Source organism: Streptomyces sp. NBC_00513 (assembly GCF_041431415.1).
In the GTDB taxonomy this organism is placed as follows: Bacteria; Actinomycetota; Actinomycetes; order Streptomycetales; family Streptomycetaceae; genus Streptomyces.
In genome coordinates this window covers 184,925-209,153 of sequence record NZ_CP107845.1, presented here as the reverse complement: position 1 = coordinate 209,153, position 24,229 = coordinate 184,925, and the positions used below count along the sequence as shown (strand labels likewise).

Below are 24,229 nucleotides of genomic sequence, written 5' to 3'. Positions count from 1 at the left end.
TGACCGCAGACCCGCTGCTCCTCCGGGAGACCGCAGCCGCGCTCGCCGCGCTGCTGCCCCCTGACACCGAAATGGTGGCCGGGCCGGCGCTCGCGGCAATCCCGCTCGTGACCGCGGTGTCCCTGTACACCGGACTGCCCGCCGCCTACGTACGGGCCGCACCAAAAGGGCACGGCACGTGGCGGCAGATCGAGGGCACCGACCCGGACAGCCGCCGCACCGTCCTGATCGACGACACCGCCCGCAGCGGGGCGAGCCTGCTTCGCGGCGCCTGGCTGCTGCGGATCGCGGGCGCCCGAGTCACCGCCGCAGCGTGCGTCCTGGACCGCGACGCGGGAGCCGCCGCCCTGCTCACCGAGCACCGGATGACCCTGTCCGCGCTGCTCACCGACCCCGGAGGCATCCAGTGACGCGGCAGGCGGCACTCTTCGACCTCGACGGCGTCCTCCTCGACAGCGGCCCGGCCGTACGCACCGCCCTCGCGGCGGTCACGACCTGCGCGACCGGCCGCCGCACCACCACCGCGGACCTCCCGCCCGACGCCCTGCGCCGTCCACGAGCCGACGTGCTGGCCCATCTCGGTGTCACCGACCCGGACGACGCCTGCACCCGGTGGTGGGACGCCGCGCTCGCCGCCGCGCTCCCCACCACGTTCCCCGGCGTACTCACCGGGCTGCTCGCCCTGCGCACCGTCAACATTGCCCTCGGGATCGTCACCCTCCAGGACCGCGACCGCCTGTCCTGGTTCCTGCCACCCGCCCTCACCGACCTGCTGGACGTGGTGATCACCCGGCAGGACGCACCGGCGAAGCCAGCCCCCGACGGACTGCACGCAGCCCTGACCCGGGTCGAAGTCCGGCCCGAGCAGGCAGTATTCGTCGGGGACAGTCCCGGAGACATGACCGCCGCCCGCGCCGCCGGCGTACTCGCGCTGGGCGCCACCTGGGGCTGGCACCCGCCCGCCCTACTCCACACGGCCGGAGCCCGCCACCTCCTGCCCGATCCCACCTGCATCGGACCGTCCCTCCTGCACCACCTGACCCCAAACCCCACGACCTGACCCACCCGCCCCGGCTACAGTGGAAGGGCACCCACAACGGGGTGCCCTTCCCGACTTCCGAAGGACTCAAGGCATGCGTGTGATGCGGCGACAGGCGCCAAGCGCCAGCCGGGACCACTGAGGCACCACCTCACCGGTCCAGGCCGGCGCTCACCCCCGCGCCCTGCCCGCCACCACCTGTGAGTCGCCTCCATGCCTTCGCTTCCCCCTGCCGGCCGTCTGCGATGGACTGACGTCCCCGCCCCGCTACGGTCCCGCCTCGAAGCCTCCTTCGACGCCCCCGTCACCAAAGCCGTCACCCCGGCGGGCGGCTTCGGCCACCAGCTGGCCGCCGCCCTGACCCTCGCCGACGGACGCCGCTTCTTCGTCAAAGCCGCCCCCACCCAGGACCCCCTCACGGCCGCCAACCTCCACGAAGGCGCCGTCCTCAGCTCCCTTCCCCCGGGAGCACCAGCGCCTGACCTGGTGGGTGTCCACCACACAGCCGACTGGACCGCTGTCGTCATTGCCCACCTCGACGGCCCGCATCCCGACCTGTCCCCGGGCTCATCCGATCCCGGGCAGGTCTGGGCCCTCCTCGACAAGCTCGCCTCCAGCGCCGCCCCGCCGCCGTACGTCGCAGCGGTCGCCACCACACCATCCGGCGCCGCCAGCCTCCACGGATGGAACAACCTGCTCACCGAGCCGCACGGAGACCTGGAACCAGACGTACGGCACTGGCTGCCCGAACTCGCCGAACTCGAAGCAGCCTGGCCCGGCCTTGCGCACGGTGACCGGATCGTCCACGGCGACCTGAGGGCCGACAACATGGTTCGCGACCTCCACCTTGGCGTGACCTTCGTCGACTGGGCCCACGCCACCACCGGACCCGCCTGCATCGACGCTGCCTCCCTCGCGCCACAGCTCATCCTCGCCGGACACGCCCCCGCAGACATTGCCCACCTCCTGCAAGACCACCCCGCCACCGCCAGCAGCCCAGATGCCACCACCGCGTTCCTCGCCGCCCTTACCGGCCACTGGCACCGCAACGCCCGACTGCCCGCGCCCCCTGGCACCCCCGGGCTCCGTGCCTACCAGCACCGCGCCGCAGCTGCCGGTCTTGCCCTCCTCGGGCATCGCCTGAACCACCGTCACCGCGTGTCTGGCACTTGATCCACGCCGACCGTTGCGCAGAACGTGACCGATCACCAGCAGAACCCGCCGTTCAAACGGTCTCTGGCCTGTTGTGTGCGAGGCGCGGTGCTCCATGGGTCTGTAAAGTTTTCGGCTCTGGCCCGTAGTTGGTGGTGACGCCGGGTAGCCGTCAGGGCAGGAGGATGCGGTGCCGGAGAAGGTCGAATCCGGCGCGTCCGTGTATCTGTCTCATGATTCTCTTGGTGCGGGTGTTGACGCCTTCGGTGCGGCCATTGTGGTAGGGCAAGGTGAGGCCGGCGTTCACGGCGGGCCGGTCGATTTCGAGCCCGTTGGTGAGACTGCGCAGGTGAGGCAGGGCGACGCCGCGGGCGGCTGTGATCCAATCGGTGAGTTTCGTGTCGTTGCCCTCGGCTGGTTTCAGCAGAGCGGCGAAGTCGCTTATGAGATCGGCGAGTGCGGTCATCTCCGGGCACGCTGCGGCGATCTTCTCCAGCAGGGCCGTTTCCTTCGGGCGTAGATTCTCGGGGTCGGTGAGCAGGAGGCGGCCGGCGTGACGCACCGTGGTGACGGGGCGGTCGCCTTCGGCGCGGCCCTGGTTGAGGTAGCGGACCAGGAGGTTTGCGCTGCCGGTGTAGCCCAGCTCCCGGATCTCCTCGAGAAGGTGGGTGACCGGGACGGCTGGTTCTTCGGCACGGCGCTGGCGCAGGTGCTCGCGGTAGGGGTCGACGAGGGTGGGCCGGTAGGCAGGGGTGAGGCGCAGGGTCTGGGGTTCGGGCATGCGGGCATAGCGTTTGACGGTGTTCAGGGCCAGGCCCAGGCGGCGAGAGCAGTCGAGCAGGCCGATACCTTGGCCGAGGAGATCGTGGATTTTGTTCCAGCGTTCGCGGGTGGTCTGCTCGCGTACTCCGCCGGGGCGGGGCGGGTTGATGGTGGCCCAGCAGCCGGCATGCGCGCGGACCTCGTGCTGGGCTTTGTCGCAGAGGTTGCGCCAGAGGTGCCATCTGTCGCTGACCTGCACCGCGTCGGGCAGGGCGCGGCGGATGGCCTCGGCGTAGGTGGCCGAGCCGTCCCGGCATACGACCTCGATGCCGGGATGTTCGCGCAGCCAGGACTCCAGGGTGGCCATCTCTCGGTCGGGCAGGACCGCGACGCGTCGGCCGGTCTCGGCATCCGTGATGATCGTGGCGTAGCGGTGGCGGCGGCGCAGGGCGAAATCGTCCACGCCGATCACCCGCGGGATGGCCTGCTCGGGCAGCGGCAGGCGCCGCAGATGGCGCAGTGCGGTGCTGCGGGAGACGGGCACGGCCAGCAGAGCGGCCAGGCGTGCGGCCGCCCGGCCGCATAACTCCCGCGCCACCTGCGATATCTGCCCGGCGAGACGCACAGTGCGGCGCTGATGACGCTTCAGCAGTCCGGGAATCTGTTCACGGAAGGTCTGCCGGGAGCAGCCCAGAACCGGACAGGCCAGCCTTCGTACCCGCAGGTGGACGACGACCGGGCGGCCGTCGACCGGCACGTCCCGCACCGTCCGGCGGTGGTACCCGTGCACCCTCGCCGCTGGCGTTCGGCACACCGGACACGGCACCGCCACATCCCGGGTGCGGGCCGTGACCATCACCTTGTCACCGTCGTCCAGCACGCTTTCCGTGCATGCGTGCGAAGAATCGTGCGGAACGGCTGTTACGGAACTTGCTGCTCCGGTTGGGTGACGGGTGGAGGAGTGCGCTCGGTGGTGCGCTCCGGGCGTAGTGATCGACTGCGCCGTGCACGCTCTGGGTGGGTGTAGCGGTCAGTGAATGTCAGGGCCACGCTCACGCGCATTGTGTGTAGTGCGCAGGTGTGTGTGACGGGAATGTCCGGGGTGGGTAACCGGCCTCGTCGGGGGCTGTGGTGGGCCCCGTGTCGGGTCGAGAGTTTGGGTCCTCGGCCCACCGCGGGCCGGGCACCCCCACCGGTACAGGGTTCGTATCGGCGGGTGAGGCACAGTTCTTGAGGGGCCACGTATGTCTGCTTCGTCGACCGCCCGCCGTATCGGCGCCACTGTCCTGGCCGCCGGCGCGATCGTGTCCGCAGCCGCGCTTCCCGCCGCCGCGGCGGACCGGGGTCATGATCGGCACCCGCGGGTGGAGATCTCCCGGGTCCAGGCCGACGCTCCTGGACGTGACGACCGCTCCAACCGTTCCCTGAACGGCGAGTGGGTCGAGATCCGCAACACGACCCGCCGGCCGGTGAACCTGCGTGGCTGGACGCTGCGTGACTCCGACGGTAACCGGTACCGCTTCAACGACACCCGCATCGGCGGCCGCGCCACCATCCGGATCCACACCGGATCCGGCCGCGCCACCCGCACCGACCTCTTCCAGGGCAAGCGCGACCACGTCTGGGACAACCGCGCCGACACCGCCACCCTGCGCGACGACCGCAACCACACCGTCGACACCGAGTCCTGGGGCCGCCGCCGCTAACCCGGGCCACAGCCGGCCGCCCGTGAATGGGCGGCGCCGAATCCGCAGTGAACGTGTGCCGGGCAGCCCGCCAGCCGCCCGGCACACACCCATGGCGACACCCTCGCCAGCCGGCACAGGCACGCCGCGTACACCGGGCGGGCCGGACACCCTGTCGCCGCACGCGACCTCATGGCCGCACTCGCCTCGGACCGCGCCTGATCGGGGCGACGCTCTCCATCGCCCTGGAGGCCCGGCGACCCGCCGGGAGGCCCGCAAGGCCGACACGGACCACGACGGTGAGAACCCTCCGCAGGCGTGACCTCGCAGGCCAGGCACTCGGGACCGGACTGCTGGGATGCCTGAGGTAGGGGATGGCACTGAGTCTTGAACTGCCGTGGGCCACCGACCTCGGCAATACGGGTGTTTGTAGAGGCAAGGAGCAGGGCGGGTCCAGTGAGCGCGGTCGGCGGCGTGGCTGCGGACTCACCGCCGCGTCGCCATCCGTCGACGCTGCCCCCGTCACTCTTTGCCGAGCGCCGCCCGGGACGTCTCCACGAAGAAGGCCGAGGAACCCGGTTGCGGTGCTGAGAGTGCGCCGAGACCGGGGGCCGCAGATCGCCATATCAGAGCCGAGCGACCAGGTTGCGACGCATGCAGCGCGCGGTGGCCGAGCCGTCGGGCCTGACGAAGGTCCTGGCGTGAAGGGGCCTTCAGCCAGGCATCTGGGCGAACCGCACGAGGAGGACCGGGATCCCGGCCGGACTGGAGAGACAACGGCATCGTCTTCACCACCCCGACCGGCAGACCTCTCGCCCCGGCCAACCTCACCCGCCGCTTCCGCAACTTCCTCAACCGGGCAGGACTCCGCCGCATCCGCTTCCACGACCTCCGACACTCGGCCGCCACCCTACTCTTGGAACAGGGCGTCGAACTCGTCGTCATCAAGGAACTCCTCGGCCACGCCCACATCGGCTCACCGCCACGGTTTACGCCCACGCCCGTCTCCGCTTCCAACGCAACGGTATCGACAGCCTCAGCACCACACTCGGAACCCTGGGAATCACCGAGACGGGACGCTCCGGCGGCGACGAACCGCCGCCCTGCACCGCGCTCGTCCGTTGACGTTGCCGTCAGCTACTGCCGTCACACCACGTTGAAGGCCCACCAGGCATCGCCTGATGGGCCTTCATCTTTACACTTCTTATGTCCAGAATCCGAGCACTGCTACTTGGTCGTTACCTCTACGTCGAATTCTCTCAGAACGTCCATAGCGGATGCCGCCAGCGAGGCACCCATCCTTTCCTCTGCGCTGGAAAAGTGTTCCCATACCAGCTTGAACGGAGCGCCGGCCCTCTGGGACGATGCAAGGCAATCGGCAAGCCCGTCAAGAGTGGATCCAAAATATCCACCGGGGCCATTAACCGCTTCACCAAGTGCGCAATAGAAGCTGCTTTCACTGAGGATCTGTCTGCCATCGATTACGCAGATCTCTCCGACGCCGTACCTCTTGGCTGCATGCCCTGTTTCGAACCAGGAGTTCTGAACAACATGGAGCCAGCTGTCATGCGATTCGACGGGATGCCGCACCCACTCCCCCTTTACGAGCGGACTTCCCGAAGCCCATCGACGCCAGATCGCTTCCGCTGCGGCGTACGGGCAGGTATGGCCATAGAAGGTCGCGATAAAGCCGCCCTGCCCGAGGCTGCCCTCACCCTCGAACATAGAGCGCAGGCCCACTCGTCCGATGTAATACGACCCGATCGCCTTGCCGAACGAGTTGACCACGCGCAGCTCCACATCGGACAGGTCTTTCCCGAGGCGGACCGGTTCTCGCGCCGACCCGAAGATCAAGATGTCATCGGCCTGTGCGCGATCGGACTCCACAAAGAATCCGCTGATTTCATGCGCCGCAATGATGACCTTTCCGGACTCTTCTTCAACTAGGCGATAGAGCGGAATAACCGAACCACTTTCACTCATCTCGTACCTTCCCGCCGCCAATCAGGCAAATTCTAGCGGAGAGTCCGGGGAAGCCTGATGGCGGCCTCCCCGGACTCTCCATTGCATTCACTTCCGCCTACTACCACCCAGAGTCAGGGAAGTGGGGCGCGCTGAAGGGCTTGATCGTCTTGTAGTGGTCGTTTGTCCACCCCATCACCATCCGGCCATCAGGCAAGGTCTTCGCTAGAATCCGAGCACTGTCGCCCTTAGATCCAGGAACTCGATACTCCAGCGCACCCGCCCAGCGCTTCTCGTGCGTCGCCTTGCCTTGGAATACCTTTTGTGCGCCGGTGGCAGCATCGGTCTGGGGAACGCCCTTTCCGGCCCTGATGTTGTCATAGGCATTCACGAAGTGCCTCGACATCCCCTGCGGGAGCCGATCCGACAACCTCCCGGTAGGGCAGTTGCTGTTGTGAACAAGTACTGGCGTGGTCCCCGCCAGCACATAGTACGTGTGGAGGACGTCGACGGTGAGGTTGTACGTCTTGGCGCGTTGGGTGTAGGCGCGGTTGGCGGTCACCACCACGGTTTCGCCGGAGTTTATCCGCAGGGTCGTGCCGGGGGTCAGTTGGGATGCGTTGACCCAGTCGTTGCTCGACGGCGACCAGAATGGGTGTTCGTGGGTGGCTGTGAGCTTTTCGATTCCGGAGGGTGTGGCGATTGACAGTTCGTTGAAGTGTTTGTCGTCCTCCGTCTCGATGAGTCGGGTGACTTTCTGGGGTGAGGTTTCTCCCGTGGCGGGGTCAGTCGCCAGTACGGTATCGCCGACCTTGATGTCCTCGATGTTTTTCGTGGATTCGTCGGCCATCAGCACCTTTGTGCCGGGCAGGAAGCACTTACCGCAGACTTTGCCTGCCTCAATGATTCTGTCGATGATCTTGGGTAGTTTCAGGACGTCGCCGAACGGGATGAATCCCAGGATGCCGGCGGCCACGCCGAAGGTGTCGCCTTCGTTGCGGGCTCGCTGTAGGTCGTAGGCATCGCATTCGGTCCCGAGGACGGGGATGGCGCTGCATACGGCGATCGCCATCTCCTTCATGATTAGCGGGTTGCCTTCCTCGCCAATGCAGTCCGGGCAGGCGGGGTAGCCGCTGCTGGTGGTGTTGACTGCTTTTTCGCGCTCCTTCACCGGTGCCGCAGGGCCGTTGACGAGCTTGTATTGCGGCGAGCTTGTGGAGCAATGGTTGCTGCCCATGGCGTAGCGGCAGGTTTGCTTGCCTGGGGCGATCTGAATGTGTGACTTGCCGGAGAATACCGCTCTGGCGAACCCGAATGCCTTCTTGACCGCCGCGAAGAAGCCGAAGCTGGTCGGCGACAGGAGGTCGGTCACCCAGTCGAAGATGGCTGCGCCGCTCGGGTCGCTGAGTGTCGCCGGGTTGTTGGCCGCGTAGACGTAGCCGTTGAGGGTTTGGGGTCGGTTCGCATCGAGGAGGGGGTCCGCGCTGATGAATCGGCCGGTGGAGGGGTCGTACTCGCGGGCGCCGATGTGGGTCAGGCCGGTGGCGTCGATGGTGCCGCCGACGAAGCCCTTGGTGCCGGCCCAGTTCGCCGGTTTGGTGCCGCGTGGTACGCCGAAGGGTGTCATGCGGCGGTGTTCGATGGCCCCGGTCGTGGAGTCCACTGACAGGGTGCCGGTGTTGTGGTGGTCACTGACCTGAAACGACAGGTCTCCGTTGTCTTCGCGGACGGCGTTGGCGCTGCCCAGTGCGTAGTAGCGGGTGGCTGTCGGTTTCGCGGCGCCCTTGCGGAGTTCCAGTTCCATGGACCCCAGGTACAAGGTGGTGCGGGTGGCGTTCGGGTCCGCGTTGTCGGTCTCGTGGGCGACGAGTCGGCTGCCGTCCGGCGTGTAGATGTATTCGGCGGTTTTCGTCGAGGTGCCGGTTCCCGGGGTGGTGATGGTGTCCTGGAGTTTGTTGAGCTTGCCCTCTGTGTTCCAGGTCAGGGCCTGCCGGCTCGTTGCTCCCGGGGTGGGGATGAGGTTGCGGGAGGTGGTGTTGCCGGCCGTGTCGTAGCCGTAGCTCTGGTTGACCGGGGCGTCGGTGCCCGTCTGGGTGGAGGTGCCGAGCAGGGTGTGCGGTTGTGCCGCGCCTGTCGCCGGGTACTGGTAGGTGCGGACGCTGTTCTTGGCGTTGTCACCCGACAGGTCGTGTCGGGTTTCCGTCTTGCGGGTGCCGTCGGGGTTGTAGGAGTAGCTGTTCCAGTAGGGAGCGGGGCCGCCGATCTGGGCCGCTGTGGGTTGGGCCGGGCAGGCGGTGGTCTTGGAGGTGAATTCTTGCGACACCCGTGCCAGGTAGTCGTGTTGGAAGCACTGGGTTTCGGTGCCGGAGCGTGTGACGTCGTTGATGGACTTGACGTTGCCGACCTGGTCGTAGCCGTATGTCAGGACACTGGCGGCCTGTGCGATGCCGTACTGATCGGTGCGGCGGGTCGCAAGGCGTTGGGTCCCGTACTCGTAGCTGTCGGTGATCCAGGTGTCCTGGCCGCCGGCCTTGAGGGTGGTCTGCAGCGGCTTGCCGGTCAGTGTGTAGGTCTGTCCGGTCAGGTAGCTGCCGAGGCCGCTGCTCACCGCGGTGAGCTGGTGCAGTGGGTCGTAGGTGAAGGAGAGTGTTTCGGCGGGCAGGTTGCCCGCGGCCGGGACGCTGGTCGTCTTTTGGGTGCCGTCCAGGTTGAAGGTTGAGCCTGTGACGTATGAGCCGGCCAAGGCTTCCTGGCCGGGGACGGGCGGGACGGTGAGTGTGGTCTTGCCGGGACGCAGCATGGCGTCGTAGTTGGCGAAGGTCGTTTTGTACTGGTAGGTGGTGCCGCCCACGGTGTGGTGGCGGGTGCTGCTCGCCAGTTGGCCGGCGGCGCCTGTGGGGTCCCAGGTCTGGGAGGTGAGCAGCGGGCCGGAGGCTGATCCGTCGCGGGTTTCGAGCTGGCGGCCGAGGTTGTCGTAGACGAAGGAGACGGTCTTGTCGCGACCGTCCCTCACCGCGGTCTTCTGGTTGCGGTCGTTGTAGCTGGTGATCGTGGTGCCGGTGTCAGGGTCCACGGCCTTGGTTTGGCGTCCGAGCTGGTCGTAGGACCAGGTCCAGACGCTGCCGCCGGCGTCGGTCAGCCGGGCCAGGTTGCCCAGTGCGTCGTAGGCGCGGACGGTGGTGTCGTAGGGGCCCGTGGGCGTGGTCGCCTTGTACTCGCGGACCTCGGTCGGCTTGCCGGCGGCGTCGGAGATGGTGGTGGTAGGCGTTGCGCCCTGGGGCGGGGTCACCGTGATGCGGTCACCGCCGTACTCGGTGGTGGTCACCGCCAGAGGCGTGCCGATGCCGTTGCCCTTGAGCAGAGTGGATTTGACCGGCCGGTTGAGGCTGTCGAACTCGGTCGCGGTTTGCGTCTCGACGCCTGTGGCGTCCTCCACCTTGAACAGCGTGGTGTCGGGGGCCTTCGTCGCGTAGTACGGGGCGTACTCCAGGGAGGTCTGGCCCATCGCGTTGTAGAAGGTGTCGGTGAGGACCGTGCCGCCGTTCGCGCCGGGTGCCTGGGTCTGGCGTGCGCGGGCGAATCCGTCGTACAGGGTGAAGCGGGATTCCTGAGAGCCGTCGTTGCGCAGGCTCAGCGACTCGACGGCCGCGATCTTCCCTTCCTCGGTGTGGTACCGGAATTCGGCGTTGGGGCTCTGGCCGTTCGCTTTGGAGCGGTTGGGCTGCCAGACCTTGCGGGTCCGGCCGAGGGCGTCGTACTCGACCTCCGTCTTGCGGCCGCTGGTGTCGGTCACCGAGACCGGCTGCGTTCGCAGGCTGTCGTAGGCGGTGGTGACGGTTTGGGCGCTCGCAGCCTGCCCTGCCGTGGCGGCAGCGCTGGTGACCTTCATGGAGGTCGGGCGGCCGGTGGCCGGTGTGAACGCCGTCGTGGAGGTCTGCGCCAGCGCGTGCGCGGTCGTGGCCGGGGCCGCCGACTCGTTCGCCGGGTCGAAGACGCTGGTGGAGGCCAGTCCTGTGGCGGTCAGTTGCCGTCCGTAGACGTCATAGGTGGAGGCGTTGTCCAGGTAGATCGCCTGGGTGGCGGACCGGGACTTCAGGTAGCTGGTGAGGGTCGCCAGCCCCTTGGTGGGGGCCGCCCCTGCCGCTTGGCCGTCCCAACGGGTCCGGATGTCGGACAGGACGTCCGAGGTTCCGTCGGCGCGGGTCTTGCGGTCCACGGTCTTGGAACAGGTACCGGCCACCTTCTCGGCACGGATGGTGCCGGTCAGGATCCAAGCCGTGGTGTTGTCGGCGTAGGTGGTGCGGGTGCAGCTGTCATCGGACGGGGTCGCGATGTCGCCCAGGTCTTCCTCGACGGTGGGCCGCCCGTAGCCGTCGAAGGTCGAGGTGTTCTTCCTGACCTCGCGCCAGGACTGGCCCGCTCCCTGGTCCAAGGAGGTGAACTGGCGGGTGGAGGAGATGCCGACGAGGTTGGCGGTTGTGGTGCCCCAGTCACGGACCCGCTTGGCGGTTTCCTTTTTCCAGGGGATGGTCACCTGCTTCTGCAGGACTTTGCCGCCGGGCCGGTCGAAGTCCAGTTTGCGGTATTCGAGACCGCGCCAGGCTTCGTCGTCGGTGATCGTTGCGCCCTCGCCGTCGGAGAGCTGCACCGAACGGGTCTTGGTCTTGTCCGAGGGGTTGTTGCGGTCCCCGTCCATGCCGCGGATGAAGAAGTGGTCCTCTTGGGAGGTGAATGCCTGGGTGGAGCCGGTCTCGACCCGGGTCTGGCCGTAGCCTCGCCACTGGGACCAGGTCTTGAGCTTCTCCGGGGTCATGCCGTCGTCGTCGTCGAAGTGCCAGGCGGCTCCGCCGAGGTAGGTGTACTTGGTCATGGTGTCCGGCGCGCCGCCGGTACGGTCGGTGGCCAACACCGATTCGACGACGTACTTGTTGAACCACTCGTTGGTGATCGGGCCGTCGTCGACCGGCTGGTATTTGACCGGGTAACAGCGGGTGGTGTTGTTCTCCGGCGTGGGCAACGCCGACCAGGTGCAGGCCGCGGGGGAGTAGTTGGCGTCGATCTGGCCGCCGAACTCATCCGCGATGGAGGTCAACCGCTTCTTGTGGAAGGGAAGTCGGCCGTCGTCGTCCTTGTCCAGCCGGTTGGCCATCGCGGTGTACGAGAAGGTGGTCGGCGGAACCGTCAGCGGGGTGGTGCCGGCCAGGCCGGTGTGCTGTACGGACGACAGCAGGAGCTGGTAGTCGTTGTCCGCGGTGCCCCAGTGGTGCTTGAGGTCCCAGCGGTCGGAGTCCTTGTAGGTGTTGTCACTCTGCAGGGTCTGCGTGGTGATCGCGGACAGGCGGTAGCGGGAGAAGAACGTGGGGGCGAGGCGACCCTTGTCGCAGTCCGTCCCCGCCTTGCAGTTCATGTCCCAGGGCGTGTCGTACCAGTACTGCCGGTTGGTGTCGATCTTCGCGGGATCGCAGAGGCCGGCTGTGGTCTCCAGGCAGCGCTCGGCGGGCGTGAACGTGATCCGAGCCGTCGGCTTGACGGTGTCCGAGTACAGGTCGCCCTTCTGCTGGCCGTAGTCGATGCGCTCGAGCCAGCCGCCCCGTACGTAGGGGGTGTCGTCCGCCGCTTTGAGGTTGCGTCCGTAGGAGTTGGTCTCCTGCTTGTACCAGTAGGTGATGTCGTTCCCGCGGGGATCGATCACCAGGTCCAGGTTCCACCGCCAGCCCTGCTGGCACCACGAAGACGCGAAGGAGGAGGCGTGGCACGGTTCGTTCGCGTCGTCACCGAAGACCGGCACGGTGAACACGGACTTCGTCTCCGGCTTGCCGGTGGCCCAGTTGGGCAGTCGGTTGTAGCCGAAGAAATACTGGGTGCCATCGGCCAGCGTGGCCTTGAAGTACTCGCCGTCGTTGTCACCGTTACCGCGGCCGGAGTCGCGGAGCCGGACGACCTTGGTGTTGTCGTCGCCCTGGATACGCCATTCGTCGGCCGAGACCGGGATGAGTTCGCCGGAGTGCCCCTGGAAGCTGATGGTGGCGTTGTCGTAGCCCCAGCACAGGTCCCCGGGAGTGTTGATCCCGTCCTTGACCCCGTCGTCGCCGCACGACTTGTACGAGCGCTCGACGAAGCCGCCCTGCGCCATGCCGAAGCCGTCACCGGCCCAGGACGCCTGATTGTTGCTGTTGGCGCTGCGTCCGTCGATGGACGACGAGGAGTAGGACAGGCCGAGCTCGGGCTTGAGGTCACCGGGGACCGCGGGCACCGTGAGCGGGTAGCTCCAGTTGAAGGAGCCGCCGTTCAGGTCGGCGCTCCAACGGCCGGAGGCGGCCAACGGAGTCGCGTTGAAGCTGCCTGCCGGGCCTGCCGCGGCGGGAGCCGCGGCCAGGACCACGGCGCCGCCACCGGCGGCGAACAGGGACCGGGCGGCCGGAGCGCCGGCCTTGCCACTCACGTGCGGGGCGGCCGGCACGCTTACCTGCTTGGCGGTGAGCTGGCTGCGTTCCGGGTTGTTGGTGGACCGCAGGGGGGTGGCCGTGCGGCACTCGGGCCGGTCGGGGGTGGTCAACGCACAGGAAGGCAGCTGTACGAGCTTGAGGCGCTGGCCGTAGCCGGCGCCTGCCGCCCGCGCGAAGGTGCCGTAGTCGAGGCTGACGTCCACGTTGGCGCTCTGAGGGGCCGAGTCGGCGCGATCCAGGGTGAGCAGCACCCCGTCGACGCCCGCCCGCTGCGCGGCGGAGTGGTCCAAGACCTCGACCTTCACCTCCTGCGGGACGGCCGGTGCCGAGAACGCCTCGGCTGCGCCGAGCTGCACGGGAAGGGTGCCGACGCGCAGAGGGCCAGTGGCCCCGACTTGCGACGGGCTGGTCTTGGCGGTTCGGGCGCCACTGGCCGCGGGTTTGGGTGCGGCAGAGGCGGCGAGCCTCACGGTGGTGGATCCGGCCTTCGGCCAGGTGATCGCGGGCTTCGCCACTGCGGGTGGCGTCTTGGTGGTGCGTGGCTTGACCTTGCCTGCGGACCCCTTGACCGGACGTTCGTGCGAACGGGCCTCAGGGGCCTTGGTGTTCGCCAACGCCGGAGTGCCGGGGGCGGCTTGCAACAGGGTGGCGACGATGACGCCGCTGACCACTGCCGCTATGCGGGCCGTGCCGCGCCTGTGGCGGCTGAAGACATTCATCTACTGGTACCTCGTGCAGTCCGCTCGGGCCGGGGCCCGAGCGGACTACTGATTAGGAGTGAAGAGCCGACGGAGTTCGGCCGGGCGGTCAGACCCCGGTGGCCGTGTCGAGCTCTGTGGTGGGGTCGGCCAGCGCGGTGATCTGCGCCGGACTGAGGACCCCCTGATAGACCCAGACGTCGTCGATCTCGCCGGTCAGCGGCTTGACCCACTGGGAGCCGGCTCGGCTACGGCCGAATTGGAGACCGCCGCTTGCGGTGAACGGTGTGGTCACAGGAGCGAAAGAGACGTGGCTGGTGCAGTCGGATCCGGCCCCGTCGGCGCAGATCTGGTTCTCCAGGTTGCCGTTGACGTAGAGCGCCAGCTGTCCGGAGAAGCCGTCGTAGACGACCGCGATGTGGTTCCAGTCGCCGATGAACAGGGACTGGTCGAAGGTGTGCGTCACCGCGTTGTGGCTGGCGGTACTCCCGTCGGTACCGGTGACCTTGGCTTCCCACCATCCGGTGGCCTGCCCGTCGACCAGTTTGTCGAAGTGCCAGCCGACGCTGATCGCAGATTCGTTGGCACCCGCCACAGACATGACCGTCATGTCCTTCATGGGCGAGCCGGCCGAGGCCCACCCGGCGAGAGCGAAGCTCTCGTTGGTACGAGGAGCGACGGTTGTGGAGGCGTAGCCGGGTTCCTGGAGAGCCAGGCTGCCGAGCGCGGTCACCCCGCCATCGGCCACGATGGCGGCGCCGGTGGCGGACAGTGCGGCGGCTGCCGCCGTCCCGGTGGGCTCGCCGGGAGTGCTGCCGGCGGTGGCGGTGTTGAACTTCCAGCGTCCCAGGAGCTGCGGACGCTGCTTGAGCATCTCGCGTGCCTCGGTCTGGGTCACCACCCGGTCGAGGACGGCGACGTCGTCGACGTCACCGCCGAAGTGGCTGCTGAAGGTGCCGTTCTTTTCAAGGGCGCCGACCGTGAAGGCCTTCGACGCGCTCCAGCCGCCGCTGCCCGCGAACGCGGTTTCCGACGACAGGAATCCGTTGACGTAGAGCCGGAGCTTGCCGGTGGCGGTGTCGCTCACGCCCAGCAGGTGGGTCCACTCGCCGGCCGTCGGGCCGACACAGGGAATGCCGCCGGTAAGGGTCGTTCCCGCGGTGCAAGCGGCCTGTTTGGCCTGCACGACGGTGGCCGTCGCGGAGTCCGACTGGGGCCGGGCGAACACCCACTTCTTGTCGGCGCCGGAGTAGGAGAGAGTGAACTCCGCGTTCTGGGCGCCGGACTGGCTGAGGATGACCTTAGAGCCGGTGTCCCCGGCTGCCAGGGCGGGACGGCGCACCCACGCCGAAACGGCGAAGCTGCCGTCCACCTCGACGTGTGGGCGAGCGGTGGTGGCGTAGCCGGTGGCGCCCAAGGCGAGGGCCTTGTCCTTTACACCGGGAACGAGCTGCGTACTGCCGGTGAGCTTGAGGCCTGAGACCTCGGACCGGCCGGCCATGGTCGTGCCCGCTTCGTCCAGAGTCCAGACGGCCTTGGCGCCGAAACCGCCGGTGACTGGCTGGTCGGTGGCCAGCGCGGTGATCTCGGAGGGCGAGAGCGAGCGGTCGTAGGCTCGAATCTCGTCGAGGGAGCCGAACCAGGGGTCGGTGTAGGTGCCGCGCCAGAGCATCCGCCCGATGTCCAGGGGACCGCGGGCGTTGAAGACGGTGGCGGCCGCGGGGGCGCCGGCCTGCCCGTTGACGTACACCGTGGTCAGTCCGGTGGCGGCGTCGTAGGTTCCGGCCAGATGCGTCCACTGGTTGAGGACCGGAGCGGTCTCGTTGTACGCGGTACGCCAGCCGCTGGTGGAGGAGTCGTCGAGGGTCGGCGTCTTGAGAGCCCACTTGCCCTCGCTGATGCCCAGCTCCATGGAGCTCATCTGCTTGCCGGTCTGGCTGACGATGGCCTGGTGTGCGCTGGCCAGGGAAGTGACCTTCACCCAGGCGGACACGGTGAAGCTGCGATGGGTCTCCAGGACGGACGCGCTGGTGGTGAGGTATTGCACGGGGGTGGTGTCCGGCGCCCGCGTCCCGTCGAGGAGGACGCCGTTCCCGATGTGCCCGGGTGCCCCGGCCGTACCGGCTGCCAGGGTCGCGGACAAGTCGGAAGAGCTGCCGGTGACACCTCCGCCATCGATCCCGTCCATGCTCCAGCCCGCGCGTGGGGCTTGGCCGCGGCGCACGTTGAAGTAGTACGTGGTCGGTTCAGAGGCATTACCTGCAGAGTCCAGGGCCCGTACGGAGATGAACTGCGGGCCTTCCTTCTCCATCAGGAGGCTGACCTGTTGTGGGGCCCCGGCCGTTGTGGTCAACGAGTTCGCCGCGGAAGGCAGCTGGTTGAGGCCCCACTGGTACTTGACCGCATCGGTGGAGCTGGTGTCGAAGATGAAAGTGCCGTAGCGGCCGACGCCGTCCGTCCAGGGCAGTGAGGCCTGCGCATCGGTGGAGCCGGGGAAATGCGGCGAGGTGGTGACGGGGCCGGCGGGTGCGCTGGTGTCGATCTGGAAGTAGCAGGCGGTGGGGTTGCCGTCGTAGCTCCACGGCCCCCATTCGGTGCCGTCCCAGCCGCGAACCGCCCAGTTGATCAGTTTGTTCTGCGGAACGCTGCTGGGCAGCGTGACGGAGAACGCGGAACCTGAGGCCTTGAACGTGTTCCCTGGCGGAGCGGTGCCCAGGGCGCCGGTGGAGTACCATTTCCCGCTCATCCCGGTGCCGTCACCATTGTCCCAGTGCGCGCCGAACTGCACGCCGATGGCGTCGCCGTCCGGGTCGGAGACCTTAGCGGTGATCTGCGGGTGCTTGGTGATGACCAGGGCGGAAGTGGAACACACCGAGCCCGGGGACATCGACAGGTCCGACATCGGGGCCTGCCGGGGCGGAAGGTTATAGGTGACCTGAAGACCGGCGTTGCTGTTGAACCTCTTCCAGGCGTAGCCGTCCGCCTCGTTCTCGGCCTTGAGACCAAGGGTGAGGTCCACCCAGTCGCCGTTGGCGGCCTGCTGGACTTTGTCCCGCAACGCATTCGAGGTGCCGCCGCCGAACTCCACGTATCCCGCAGCGCAGCCGTCGTAGCCGCGAGCGGCGTTGATGGTCTGCAGGTGCTGCACCCAGAAGCTGGGACCGCTGGAATTCTTCCAAGTGGTACCCGTGCCGATGCGCGCAGTTGCGTACATCTGGAGCGGCTTCTTGGTGCAGCTGAAGGCGTGGGTTTCCCAAACGTTCAGCTTTGCCGACAGGATGCGCTTGCCGACGAAGCCCCAGCCCTTGACCGGGAACGAGTACAAGACGCGCTTGACGTCACCTGAAGCACAGCTCGCTGCGATGCAGCGGCCGGTGCCGAAGTCACCCGTGTACTTCCAGTAGGCGTTGTTCTCCCAAGCCTGCGAGATGCCGGCCCAGCCGTTGGCGCGTGGGGTCTGGAGATTCGGATCGATCAACACTGGGAAAACGGTGTTGGGTGAGTCCAGCAAGCTCTGGTTGGGAGTGAGCAGCAGGCTCTTCTGATCGGTCGGTACGGAGAGCTGAACCTCGGCAGTGTGGGCCTGGGGCTCTGCTCCGGCCGCAGGCGCGAGAGCGGACCGGGCAGACCTACCGGACCGGGCCGCAGGCTCAGGACCCGCCTGGTGGTGAATGCCGGAAGGCACCACGGAACCGTCGGTGAGGCCGGGTGAGGAGTCGAACATGATCGGCTTGGGGGCCTCGAAAACCGTTCCACCTACGGCGTCCGTCATCTTGAGCGAGCCGTCGGCTCCCTGCCGCATGGTCAGCCCAGGGGCATTGAGCCCCAACCGGAGACGATCGAGTCGCGGATTCTTTGCTGCGGCCGCCGACTTCACGACGATGAACTGAGTGAAACCCGTCTCCGTGGCGGTCAGCCGCAGATCCACATCGGGCAAGACCGAGCGGTACTCGGCGGTGTCCCCGTCCAGCACCGGCGCGGGAAGAGGATCGGGCCAGTTCAGCCGAACCTCCTTGCCGGATTGATTCATTCGGATCAGCGGCTGCTCGCCGCCCCCGGAGAAGGCCACGTCAGGCAGGGCCATACGAGGAGCGACGCTGCCATCCGAGGTCTTGTGCAGCGAGGTGTCGATGTCCTGCCACATGCCCCCCTTCAGGGCACGGACCGGCTTGGTGTAGACGGTTGCGACGAGGGTGCCGTCGGGGCGAGCGGTGACGTCACCGGCCTCCCGGCGCATGGCTGCGACCGGCACGTCCTTGCCGGACTTTCTGGCTTCCGCCACGGCTAGCGATTCCGGGGTGTCCTGCTGTCCGAGGTCGCTGTTAGGCGCTGCGGCGGCGGGAGTGGGCGCCGATCCGGTTGAGGCGGTTGCGACGGCGGGCGGCAACCAACTGGTCAGGACTACACCGGCCGCCAGGCCGAGTGTAGTCAGGCGAGATGGGGCGCCTCGACGCCCCTGTTTTTGAGCAGGCCGAAGGCCCGGTGGTTTTGCCACCGTGGTTCCCCCCACGAGTTAGAACGATCATGCAAACATGCGAATTTAATGAAATTTTCAGCTTAAGGTCAACACAGGTCTGAGTAGGGAGACTTGGTGCGATTGTCCCGGCGGGGGGGGGCAACCCTCCTTCAACCCCAATGCCTTGTCCTGCGTGAGCGCGAAAATCGCTACCACGTGACCACTTGGTCTGACACCTGAGACGAACCGAGAGCATGGACGTTTGGTGTTCGAGCAGCCTTCGACGGTGCGGCGGACTGTGCACCCGTCGTCGGGTTACCGTCTCGGGCTGATGTGAAGGGCACGTGGGGCAACCAGACCGCCGCCGCACTGATGACGCACATCGTCGCGGCCGACACCCTCTACACCCTCCACTTCATGGAGGAGGTCTCGGCCCGGCTCGGGTGGGCGTGGGAGCCGCGCGAGGTGACGCCCGGCCGCCGCCCCGTCATGGAGATCCCCGGGATCGACCAGCGACTCATCGGATGGCCCGCCGCCAACAGATCGAGGACGCGCTCCCCGTCCTGGTGGCCGAGTACGAGGCCCGGCAGGGGCACCCGCCGGGGGAGCGGGCCGCCTACGCACTCGCCTGCCAGGCCGCCGACCGGACCCGCTCACCCAAGCGCACAGAACTGCGGTCGCTGTCCGAGCTGCGCGCGGTCTGGCGGGACTCGGCGACCCAGGCATACGGAGCGGACGTCGTCGCCGGGTTGGCGGAGCGCGCCCGAGCAGCGGCCGCGGCGATATGAGCGCGGGTACGCCCGGTCGTCGACGCCGCCCTGGCGGCTGTCAACGTCGCCGCCGTGGTGTCCGTGATGCGCGGCGGGTTCAAGCATCACCACCTCCTCGCTGAGGCCCCCCGCCAGCTCTCCTACATCCTTCGCGGCCGACCCCACCGGCCCGGCCTGGACGAGGAGATAGTCCAGGCGGCCATCGACGGCTACACCCGCCCGGCCACCCGGCGGATGATGACCGCCGACCTGCGCGCCCTGTACCCGCACGACATCGGGGACCAGGCCGTGCTCCGCGCGCTGACCCGCAAGCGCGCAGCCTCCCCGTACGAGCGAGCCCGTCTTGCGGCTGCCGCGCTGACCGCCCGCGTCCACGCGCTTCGCCGCGCGGACCGGCTGAACTCCCGGCCCCGGCCGCGCAACGTCACCGTGCCGACCACCCTGAGCCCGCGCCCCGGGCGGAGGACCGGCCGGGATCTGGAGCCGATGACGGACGTCGCCGCGGCGGAGCAGACCAGCCGGACGCTGGAGGCCGCCGCCGAGATGGCCGCCCGCCTCCAGGCCGGCATCCGCGAACGAGCCGCCGCACGCCGCCCTGCACCACAGCCCGCCCCGGCGACGCCCCCGCCGCCGTACTCCCAGCAGCCCGTCCAGCCCGCGCCGGTACGGACACCACCCACCGGAGGAATCGCATGCCCGACATGCCGCCCGCGGACCCGAGGATCGAAGCCGTCGCTGCCCGGCTGAAGGAGGCCGCCCAGAAGCGCGCCGAGGCGTACGTGCCGCCGACGGACTGGCAGCCGATCTGGAAGCGGCCCCGGAAGCCGAAGTCCATCAAGGCGAAGAAGGCGGAGCTGGCCAAGCAGCGCAAGCGGCTCAAGGCCGCCGGGGTACGCCGCTTCTACGGCGCCCAGTCGCGCCGGCCCCGGCCCCGGCAGAACCGCATCGGCAGCGCCGCCGCCCGCCGCGACGCCCGCGCCCTGTCCTGGATGCGGCACTCGAGCGCCTGGCTGTGGTGACGAGTTCGGCAACCGCTGCCGGGCGCTCACCGCCGACGCCCGGGGCATCACGGTCGCGGTGTGGGTGAACACCATGCCCCGGTTGAAACGGGGCGAGCCCTGGTACGAGATCGGCATCGACGACCCGGACCGTCGCCGCCGGCGCTACCCCGAGCCCGCCGGCCGGTGACCGGCGCTGGGCAAGCCCAAGGGGAGCCTGGGCAAGCCGCCCCGAACACAGGCTTGCCCACCCCGGCTGTCCGGGCGGCATCGGTCATGGCCATCCCGGGATTCCCGGCGGGGTGCACCTCACCGATGGCGGGTGACCGATGACCGGTCACCGCCTCGGCGGGAGTTGCATGGGCCGGTCACGGCGCTGACGTGCTGATTGACCGATTCCGGGAGACGGATCGGTCACGCCCGGCCCGCCGATCGGTCACGGGATCCGCTGGGCAAGCCTCCACGCGGAGGGCTTGCCCAGCGTCCGGGCCGCAGGGCGGAACGGCTCCTGAAGTCCGCGGAGCACCGTCCGGGACGCGGCGCCCCGAAGCCGGCCGACACCACCTCGTCGGCCGTAGACCAGTTTCATGAGCGAAATCAAGCAGGAGAACCCCGCCGGACTTGAGGTCCACGATCCCAGCGCCATGTGGCGCGCACTGACCCGACTTCACGCGACCCACCCCGAAGCGCCCGACCGCTTTCTTCCCTTCCTGAGGCCGGAGGTGTTGCTGTCTCTCACACGGTCGGAACTCCTCTGGAGGACGCGGGTGGAGCTGGCGGGCGGAGAGACCATGGCCGACCTGCATGACCTGGTAGGGGATTTGGTGCCCGCCCTGGATACGGACGACAGGCACGCCCTTCCCGGGGAGACGCTGGAAGTCGTGGTGGGCACCCGGCACGAACTCGCCCTGCACCCGGCCCACGTCCACGGCCTCACCCGGCTCCTGCGCGAGGCCGTCGACACCATCGGGGCCCGCGGCACGCCCGGGGGCGGCCGGTGCTTCCACTGCGACGGCACCGGCCGCGCCCACCCGCTGTGGGAGCCGGCCACCGGGCAAGCCTGAACTCCCTGGGCAAGCGCAAGGCGACCCTGGGCAAGCCCTCCACGCGGGCTTGCCCAGGGGCCGGGTTACGCCATCGCGGCGGCCTCGGTCTCCAGGACGACGACGAGCTGCTCCGGGTCGACGGGGACGCCGTCGGCCGATAGGTGCCCGGGCATCACTCCTGGGCGGAGAACCCGCCCGCCGCCCGCCCGCCCGCCCGCCCGCCCGCCGCCCGCCGCCCGCCGCCCGCCGGCCGGTGACCGGTCACCGGTTACCGGTCCTGGTGTGCCGGTCACCGGCTCACTCACCGGTCGTCGGTCACCGATTCCCGGCGGCAGTCACCGGTGAGTCACTGGTCGTCGGTCACTGGTCCGGTGCCGAGGGTCCGCCGGCCGGTGGTGGGGGCGGGCCGGGCGACGGCGGCCTGGGCGGTGGGGAGTTGCTCGGCGGCCGGGCGGGCGCATGGTCTGGGCGACAACTCGGGGTTTTCGCCTCGGGTTGGTCCGGTGCCGAGTCGGCGGCGTTCGGTGGTCACCGGTCCGATTCTCGCCGGGCTGTTCATCGTCGTCATCACCGCCCCGGCCCGTGTGACGGCGGGGGGGCCCAACACGCGCGCGTGACGCGCGCGTGCGAGGCGGTGAACTTCTACCGTGACCGGATGGATCACTACGCGGGCCGGCGGCGCGGCTGCCGCAACCTCACCGATGTCCAGGACGAACTGGCACGGCGCCTGGAAGCGCGGGCGGGCCGGCTGCGTGCGGAGGCCGGCCGCGACGGTGGGGACGGCTTGTCGGTGGTGGAGGCGGTCGCCCTGGCGGCGGTCCAGCTCGGTCTCCAACCGTCGGCCCCGACCGTGGGAAGCGGGTCCGCAACCGGCGGCGCGCCGGGTCGTTGAAGGAGACGGGGATCCACACCGGTGCGGGCAGACCCTGACCGCGATGTCCGTGTCGGTCCCGGGTCCTGGCGCCTGATGCGCCGGCGTCACCGCCGGGTGATTCGCCGCGCGCGGCGGTGTCCGCGTCGGGTGTCAGGACCACCCCGATGGCCAAGGCCGTGCCGATCGATCGTTGATCGGCCTCCGATTGGCGGCCGATCGGTTGCCCGTGCCGATCGGCTGCCGATCGGGAACCGATGCCGGCCTGCGGTTTCCGATCGGTCCGATCAGCGTCGCCCCCCCCGGATGTGGGGCGACCGGAACCGTCGGGGTTCGCGGTCGTTGAAGGGTTCGGGTCGCACACCGCCTCGGGAGCTTCAGGTTCCCCCGGGTCCTCGGGGCGGTCCCGGGTCCTGACATCTGACACGCTCCGCCCCCTGCCTGTCCTGGCCGGGGAGGGATGTCGCAGCGAGCGGCTGTGTCAGCGTCAGGTGTCAGGACCATCCGCCGGTTAGGTCGGGCAAGCCGGCTGTTACCTCGCCTCGGACACCACGATTCTGGGGCTGTCCGCCCTGGTCAGAGCAGGTAACAGAGCCAGAGGTAACAGGCTCGGTAACTGGCCGGGTAACAGCCGGGGCCGTGGCTGCTTGATGCCGGGCAAGCTTTTGGTGGGCAAGCCTGTTGGGCAAGCCCCGAATGCACCTGCCGGTCCCCCTGCGGTTTCCCCTGTGGTGCCCCCTGCGGTGTCCATCGGGCCTGTGAGGGGTATTTCCGCAGCTCACCGCCCCTTCTCCGCGTATTCTGCCGCCTCGACACATCTTTTCGACGTTCACCAAGGCCCCGTGGATGCCGAGGTCGGTGAGTGCGGCGGCGGCGCCTCCTGCGGTGCACCCGTGCGCGTTCAGTGTCCCAGCGATTCGGTCGCCGTCAGTGACCGTGACCTCCAGGTGCTTCTGCGCTCCGGCTGGAGGTCCTTCTTTGTGCCTTCCTGCGTCAGGTAGAGGCGTTGAGGATGTGGCGGATGATAGCCACGGCCTCGTCCGGGTGGTCGTCAAGCCAGTCGGCGAGGTGCTTGCGGACGACCTCTTGGACGTAGAGGTCCGCTTCGGGATTGCTGAGTCTGGTTCTGGTGGAGCCTTCGAAGACGGGGTGGGCGAGTTTTACGGAGACGACTGCGGTCAAGCCCTCGTGGATGGCCTTGACGGTGATGTTCTCGGCGTCTGCGGACAGAAGCTGTTGACGGCGCGCGTAATCGTTGACGAGGTCCGTGAGTGCGGTGCGGAAGCCCTGTTCGTGTGCGCCGCCCTCATGGGTGCGCGTGCTGTTCGAGAAGGAGCGGAACGCTCCCGGCGACCAGGTGTTCCACTGCATGGCGACCTGCACGGAGATCGTTTCGTCCTGGTTCTCCGACTCGAAGGCGATGGCGGGGGAGTGGACGAGGCTCAGGGGGTAGGGGTTGAGGTGGGCGACGTAGGCCCGTAGGCCGTCCGTGTGGTGGTAGCGGGCCGGTTGCTCCGGCCGTTCGTCGGTGAGCGAGATGGCCAGGCCGTCGTTGAGGAAGGCCAGTTCCTGGAGGCGCTGCGACAGCGTGGCGAACGAGTAGTGGGTGGTCTCGAAGATGCCTGTGTCGGGCATGAACGTAATCGCGGTCCCGTGATTGCCCGTCTCCTCGTTCCTCGTCAGGGGAGTGATCGGGGTGCCTTTCTCGTAGGCCTGGGTCCAGCGGTGGCCGTCTCGGTGGACCTCGACCGTGAGCCGGCTCGATAGCGCGTTGACCACGCACAGGCCCAGGCCGTTGATGCCGCCGGACACCGAGTAGCCGGTATGGGGCTTGGGACCGAAGGACAGCTCCGTCAGTTCGCGTTCGACGGCCGGCTTACCGGTGGACTCCTCCACCTCGACGGGCAGGCCCCGCCCGTTGTCCGCGACGCGAACGCCGCCGTCCGCGGTGATCGTGACGTCGATGGTGTCGGCGTGGCCGGCCAGGTGCTCGTCGACGGCGTACGAGACGACCTGGAACACCATCTGGTGCAGGCCGCGCTCGCTGGTCGAGCCGATGTACATGCCGGGGCGCCTGCGTATCGCCTCGCGGCCCTCGAGAACCTGGATGTGACTGGCGTTGTACTCATTCACGTTCGCGGGCTGACTGGGGTTGCCGGACTCGGTCATGAAACACCCTCCCTGGGCCGTCCTGAGCATGCATGTGAGCGGATGTCACAGAAGCAGCTGAAGCTGCTTCCACGCCGTCGCCGGTGCATGCCCATCCTAGGTATCTGAGGGTAAATGCGCAGGTCAGGCCTTATTCGGCGAGGTTCCAGGTGGTCGCGTCCACGGCTTTGCCGCA

General features: G+C 68.3%; 13 protein-coding genes and 2 pseudogenes. 9 read left to right on the top strand and 6 right to left on the bottom strand.

The genetic code is table 11. From position 1 onward, the window contains the following. Positions 1–107: 107 nt before the first annotated feature. The 3 genes from OHA84_RS00990 to OHA84_RS00980 all read left to right on the top strand — a co-directional run bounded on the left by OHA84_RS00990 (position 108) and on the right by OHA84_RS00980 (position 2,212). Positions 108–410 (top strand): orotate phosphoribosyltransferase, encoded by a 303-nt coding sequence (locus OHA84_RS00990; RefSeq protein WP_266977099.1) that lies wholly within the window; start codon positions 108–110, stop codon positions 408–410. Then, positions 407–1,060 carry an HAD family hydrolase gene (locus tag OHA84_RS00985; RefSeq protein WP_266977098.1) on the top strand — a complete coding sequence of 218 codons (654 nt, stop codon included), beginning with the start codon at positions 407–409 and terminating at the stop codon, positions 1,058–1,060. The genes OHA84_RS00990 and OHA84_RS00985 overlap by 4 nt, the downstream gene beginning before the upstream one ends. A 192-nt stretch (positions 1,061–1,252) precedes the next feature. Beyond that, positions 1,253–2,212 carry a phosphotransferase family protein gene (locus OHA84_RS00980; RefSeq protein ID WP_266977096.1) on the top strand — a complete coding sequence of 320 codons (960 nt, stop codon included), beginning with the start codon at positions 1,253–1,255 and terminating at the stop codon, positions 2,210–2,212. A gap of 151 nt (positions 2,213–2,363) precedes the next feature. Here OHA84_RS00980 and OHA84_RS00975 read toward each other — a convergent pair whose 3' ends face one another. Next, entirely contained in the window at positions 2,364–3,809 is a 1,446-nt protein-coding gene (locus tag OHA84_RS00975) for an ISL3 family transposase (RefSeq protein ID WP_266977216.1), read from the bottom strand. A gap of 388 nt (positions 3,810–4,197) precedes the next feature. Here OHA84_RS00975 and OHA84_RS00970 point away from each other — a divergent pair, with 388 nt between their 5' ends. Further along, positions 4,198–4,659, top strand: a complete 462-nt coding sequence (locus tag OHA84_RS00970) for a lamin tail domain-containing protein (RefSeq protein WP_266977094.1) — start codon at positions 4,198–4,200, stop codon at positions 4,657–4,659. A 745-nt stretch (positions 4,660–5,404) separates the two neighbouring features. Further along, positions 5,405–5,763, top strand: a pseudogene (locus tag OHA84_RS00965) (tyrosine-type recombinase/integrase); the annotation flags it as partial. 102 nt (positions 5,764–5,865) lie between these two features. Here OHA84_RS00965 and OHA84_RS00960 read toward each other — a convergent pair. The 3 genes from OHA84_RS00960 to OHA84_RS00950 form a co-directional block, all read right to left on the bottom strand. Continuing rightward, positions 5,866–6,621 carry a barstar family protein gene (locus OHA84_RS00960; protein WP_266977092.1) on the bottom strand — a complete coding sequence of 252 codons (756 nt, stop codon included), beginning with the start codon at positions 6,619–6,621 and terminating at the stop codon, positions 5,866–5,868. 100 nt (positions 6,622–6,721) lie between these two features. Next, positions 6,722–13,765 (bottom strand): polymorphic toxin-type HINT domain-containing protein, encoded by a 7,044-nt coding sequence (locus OHA84_RS00955; protein ID WP_266977090.1) that lies wholly within the window; start codon positions 13,763–13,765, stop codon positions 6,722–6,724. An 88-nt stretch (positions 13,766–13,853) separates the two neighbouring features. Beyond that, positions 13,854–18,239: a LamG domain-containing protein gene (locus OHA84_RS00950; RefSeq protein ID WP_371591286.1), complete on the bottom strand. Its 4,386-nt coding sequence runs from the start codon at positions 18,237–18,239 to the stop codon at positions 13,854–13,856. A 267-nt stretch (positions 18,240–18,506) separates the two neighbouring features. Here OHA84_RS00950 and OHA84_RS00945 point away from each other — a divergent pair. From OHA84_RS00945 to OHA84_RS00935, 3 genes and pseudogenes are all read left to right on the top strand, one after another. Beyond that, positions 18,507–19,717 (top strand): annotated as a pseudogene (locus tag OHA84_RS00945) (conjugal transfer protein TraA); the annotation flags it as partial. Then, positions 19,663–19,989 carry a hypothetical protein gene (locus OHA84_RS00940; RefSeq protein WP_266977086.1) on the top strand — a complete coding sequence of 109 codons (327 nt, stop codon included), beginning with the start codon at positions 19,663–19,665 and terminating at the stop codon, positions 19,987–19,989. The pseudogene OHA84_RS00945 and the gene OHA84_RS00940, both read left to right, overlap by 55 nt. A gap of 566 nt (positions 19,990–20,555) precedes the next feature. Continuing rightward, entirely contained in the window at positions 20,556–21,032 is a 477-nt protein-coding gene (locus tag OHA84_RS00935) for a hypothetical protein (RefSeq protein WP_266977084.1), read from the top strand. A gap of 328 nt (positions 21,033–21,360) precedes the next feature. Here the strand turns inward: OHA84_RS00935 and OHA84_RS00930 are convergent, their stop codons facing one another. Further along, a complete protein-coding gene (locus tag OHA84_RS00930; RefSeq protein WP_371591285.1) occupies positions 21,361–21,489 on the bottom strand; it encodes a hypothetical protein in 129 nt (42 codons plus the stop codon). Positions 21,490–21,669: 180 nt separating this feature from the next. Between OHA84_RS00930 and OHA84_RS00925 the strand changes: the two genes are divergently transcribed. Then, entirely contained in the window at positions 21,670–21,906 is a 237-nt protein-coding gene (locus OHA84_RS00925; protein ID WP_266977080.1) for a hypothetical protein, read from the top strand. Between the two features lie 972 nt (positions 21,907–22,878). On the opposite strand, the gene OHA84_RS00920 is transcribed toward OHA84_RS00925, so the two are convergent. Beyond that, positions 22,879–24,054, bottom strand: coding sequence for an ATP-binding protein (locus tag OHA84_RS00920; RefSeq protein WP_266977078.1), 1,176 nt, complete (start codon positions 24,052–24,054; stop codon positions 22,879–22,881). Positions 24,055–24,229 lie beyond the last annotated feature (175 nt).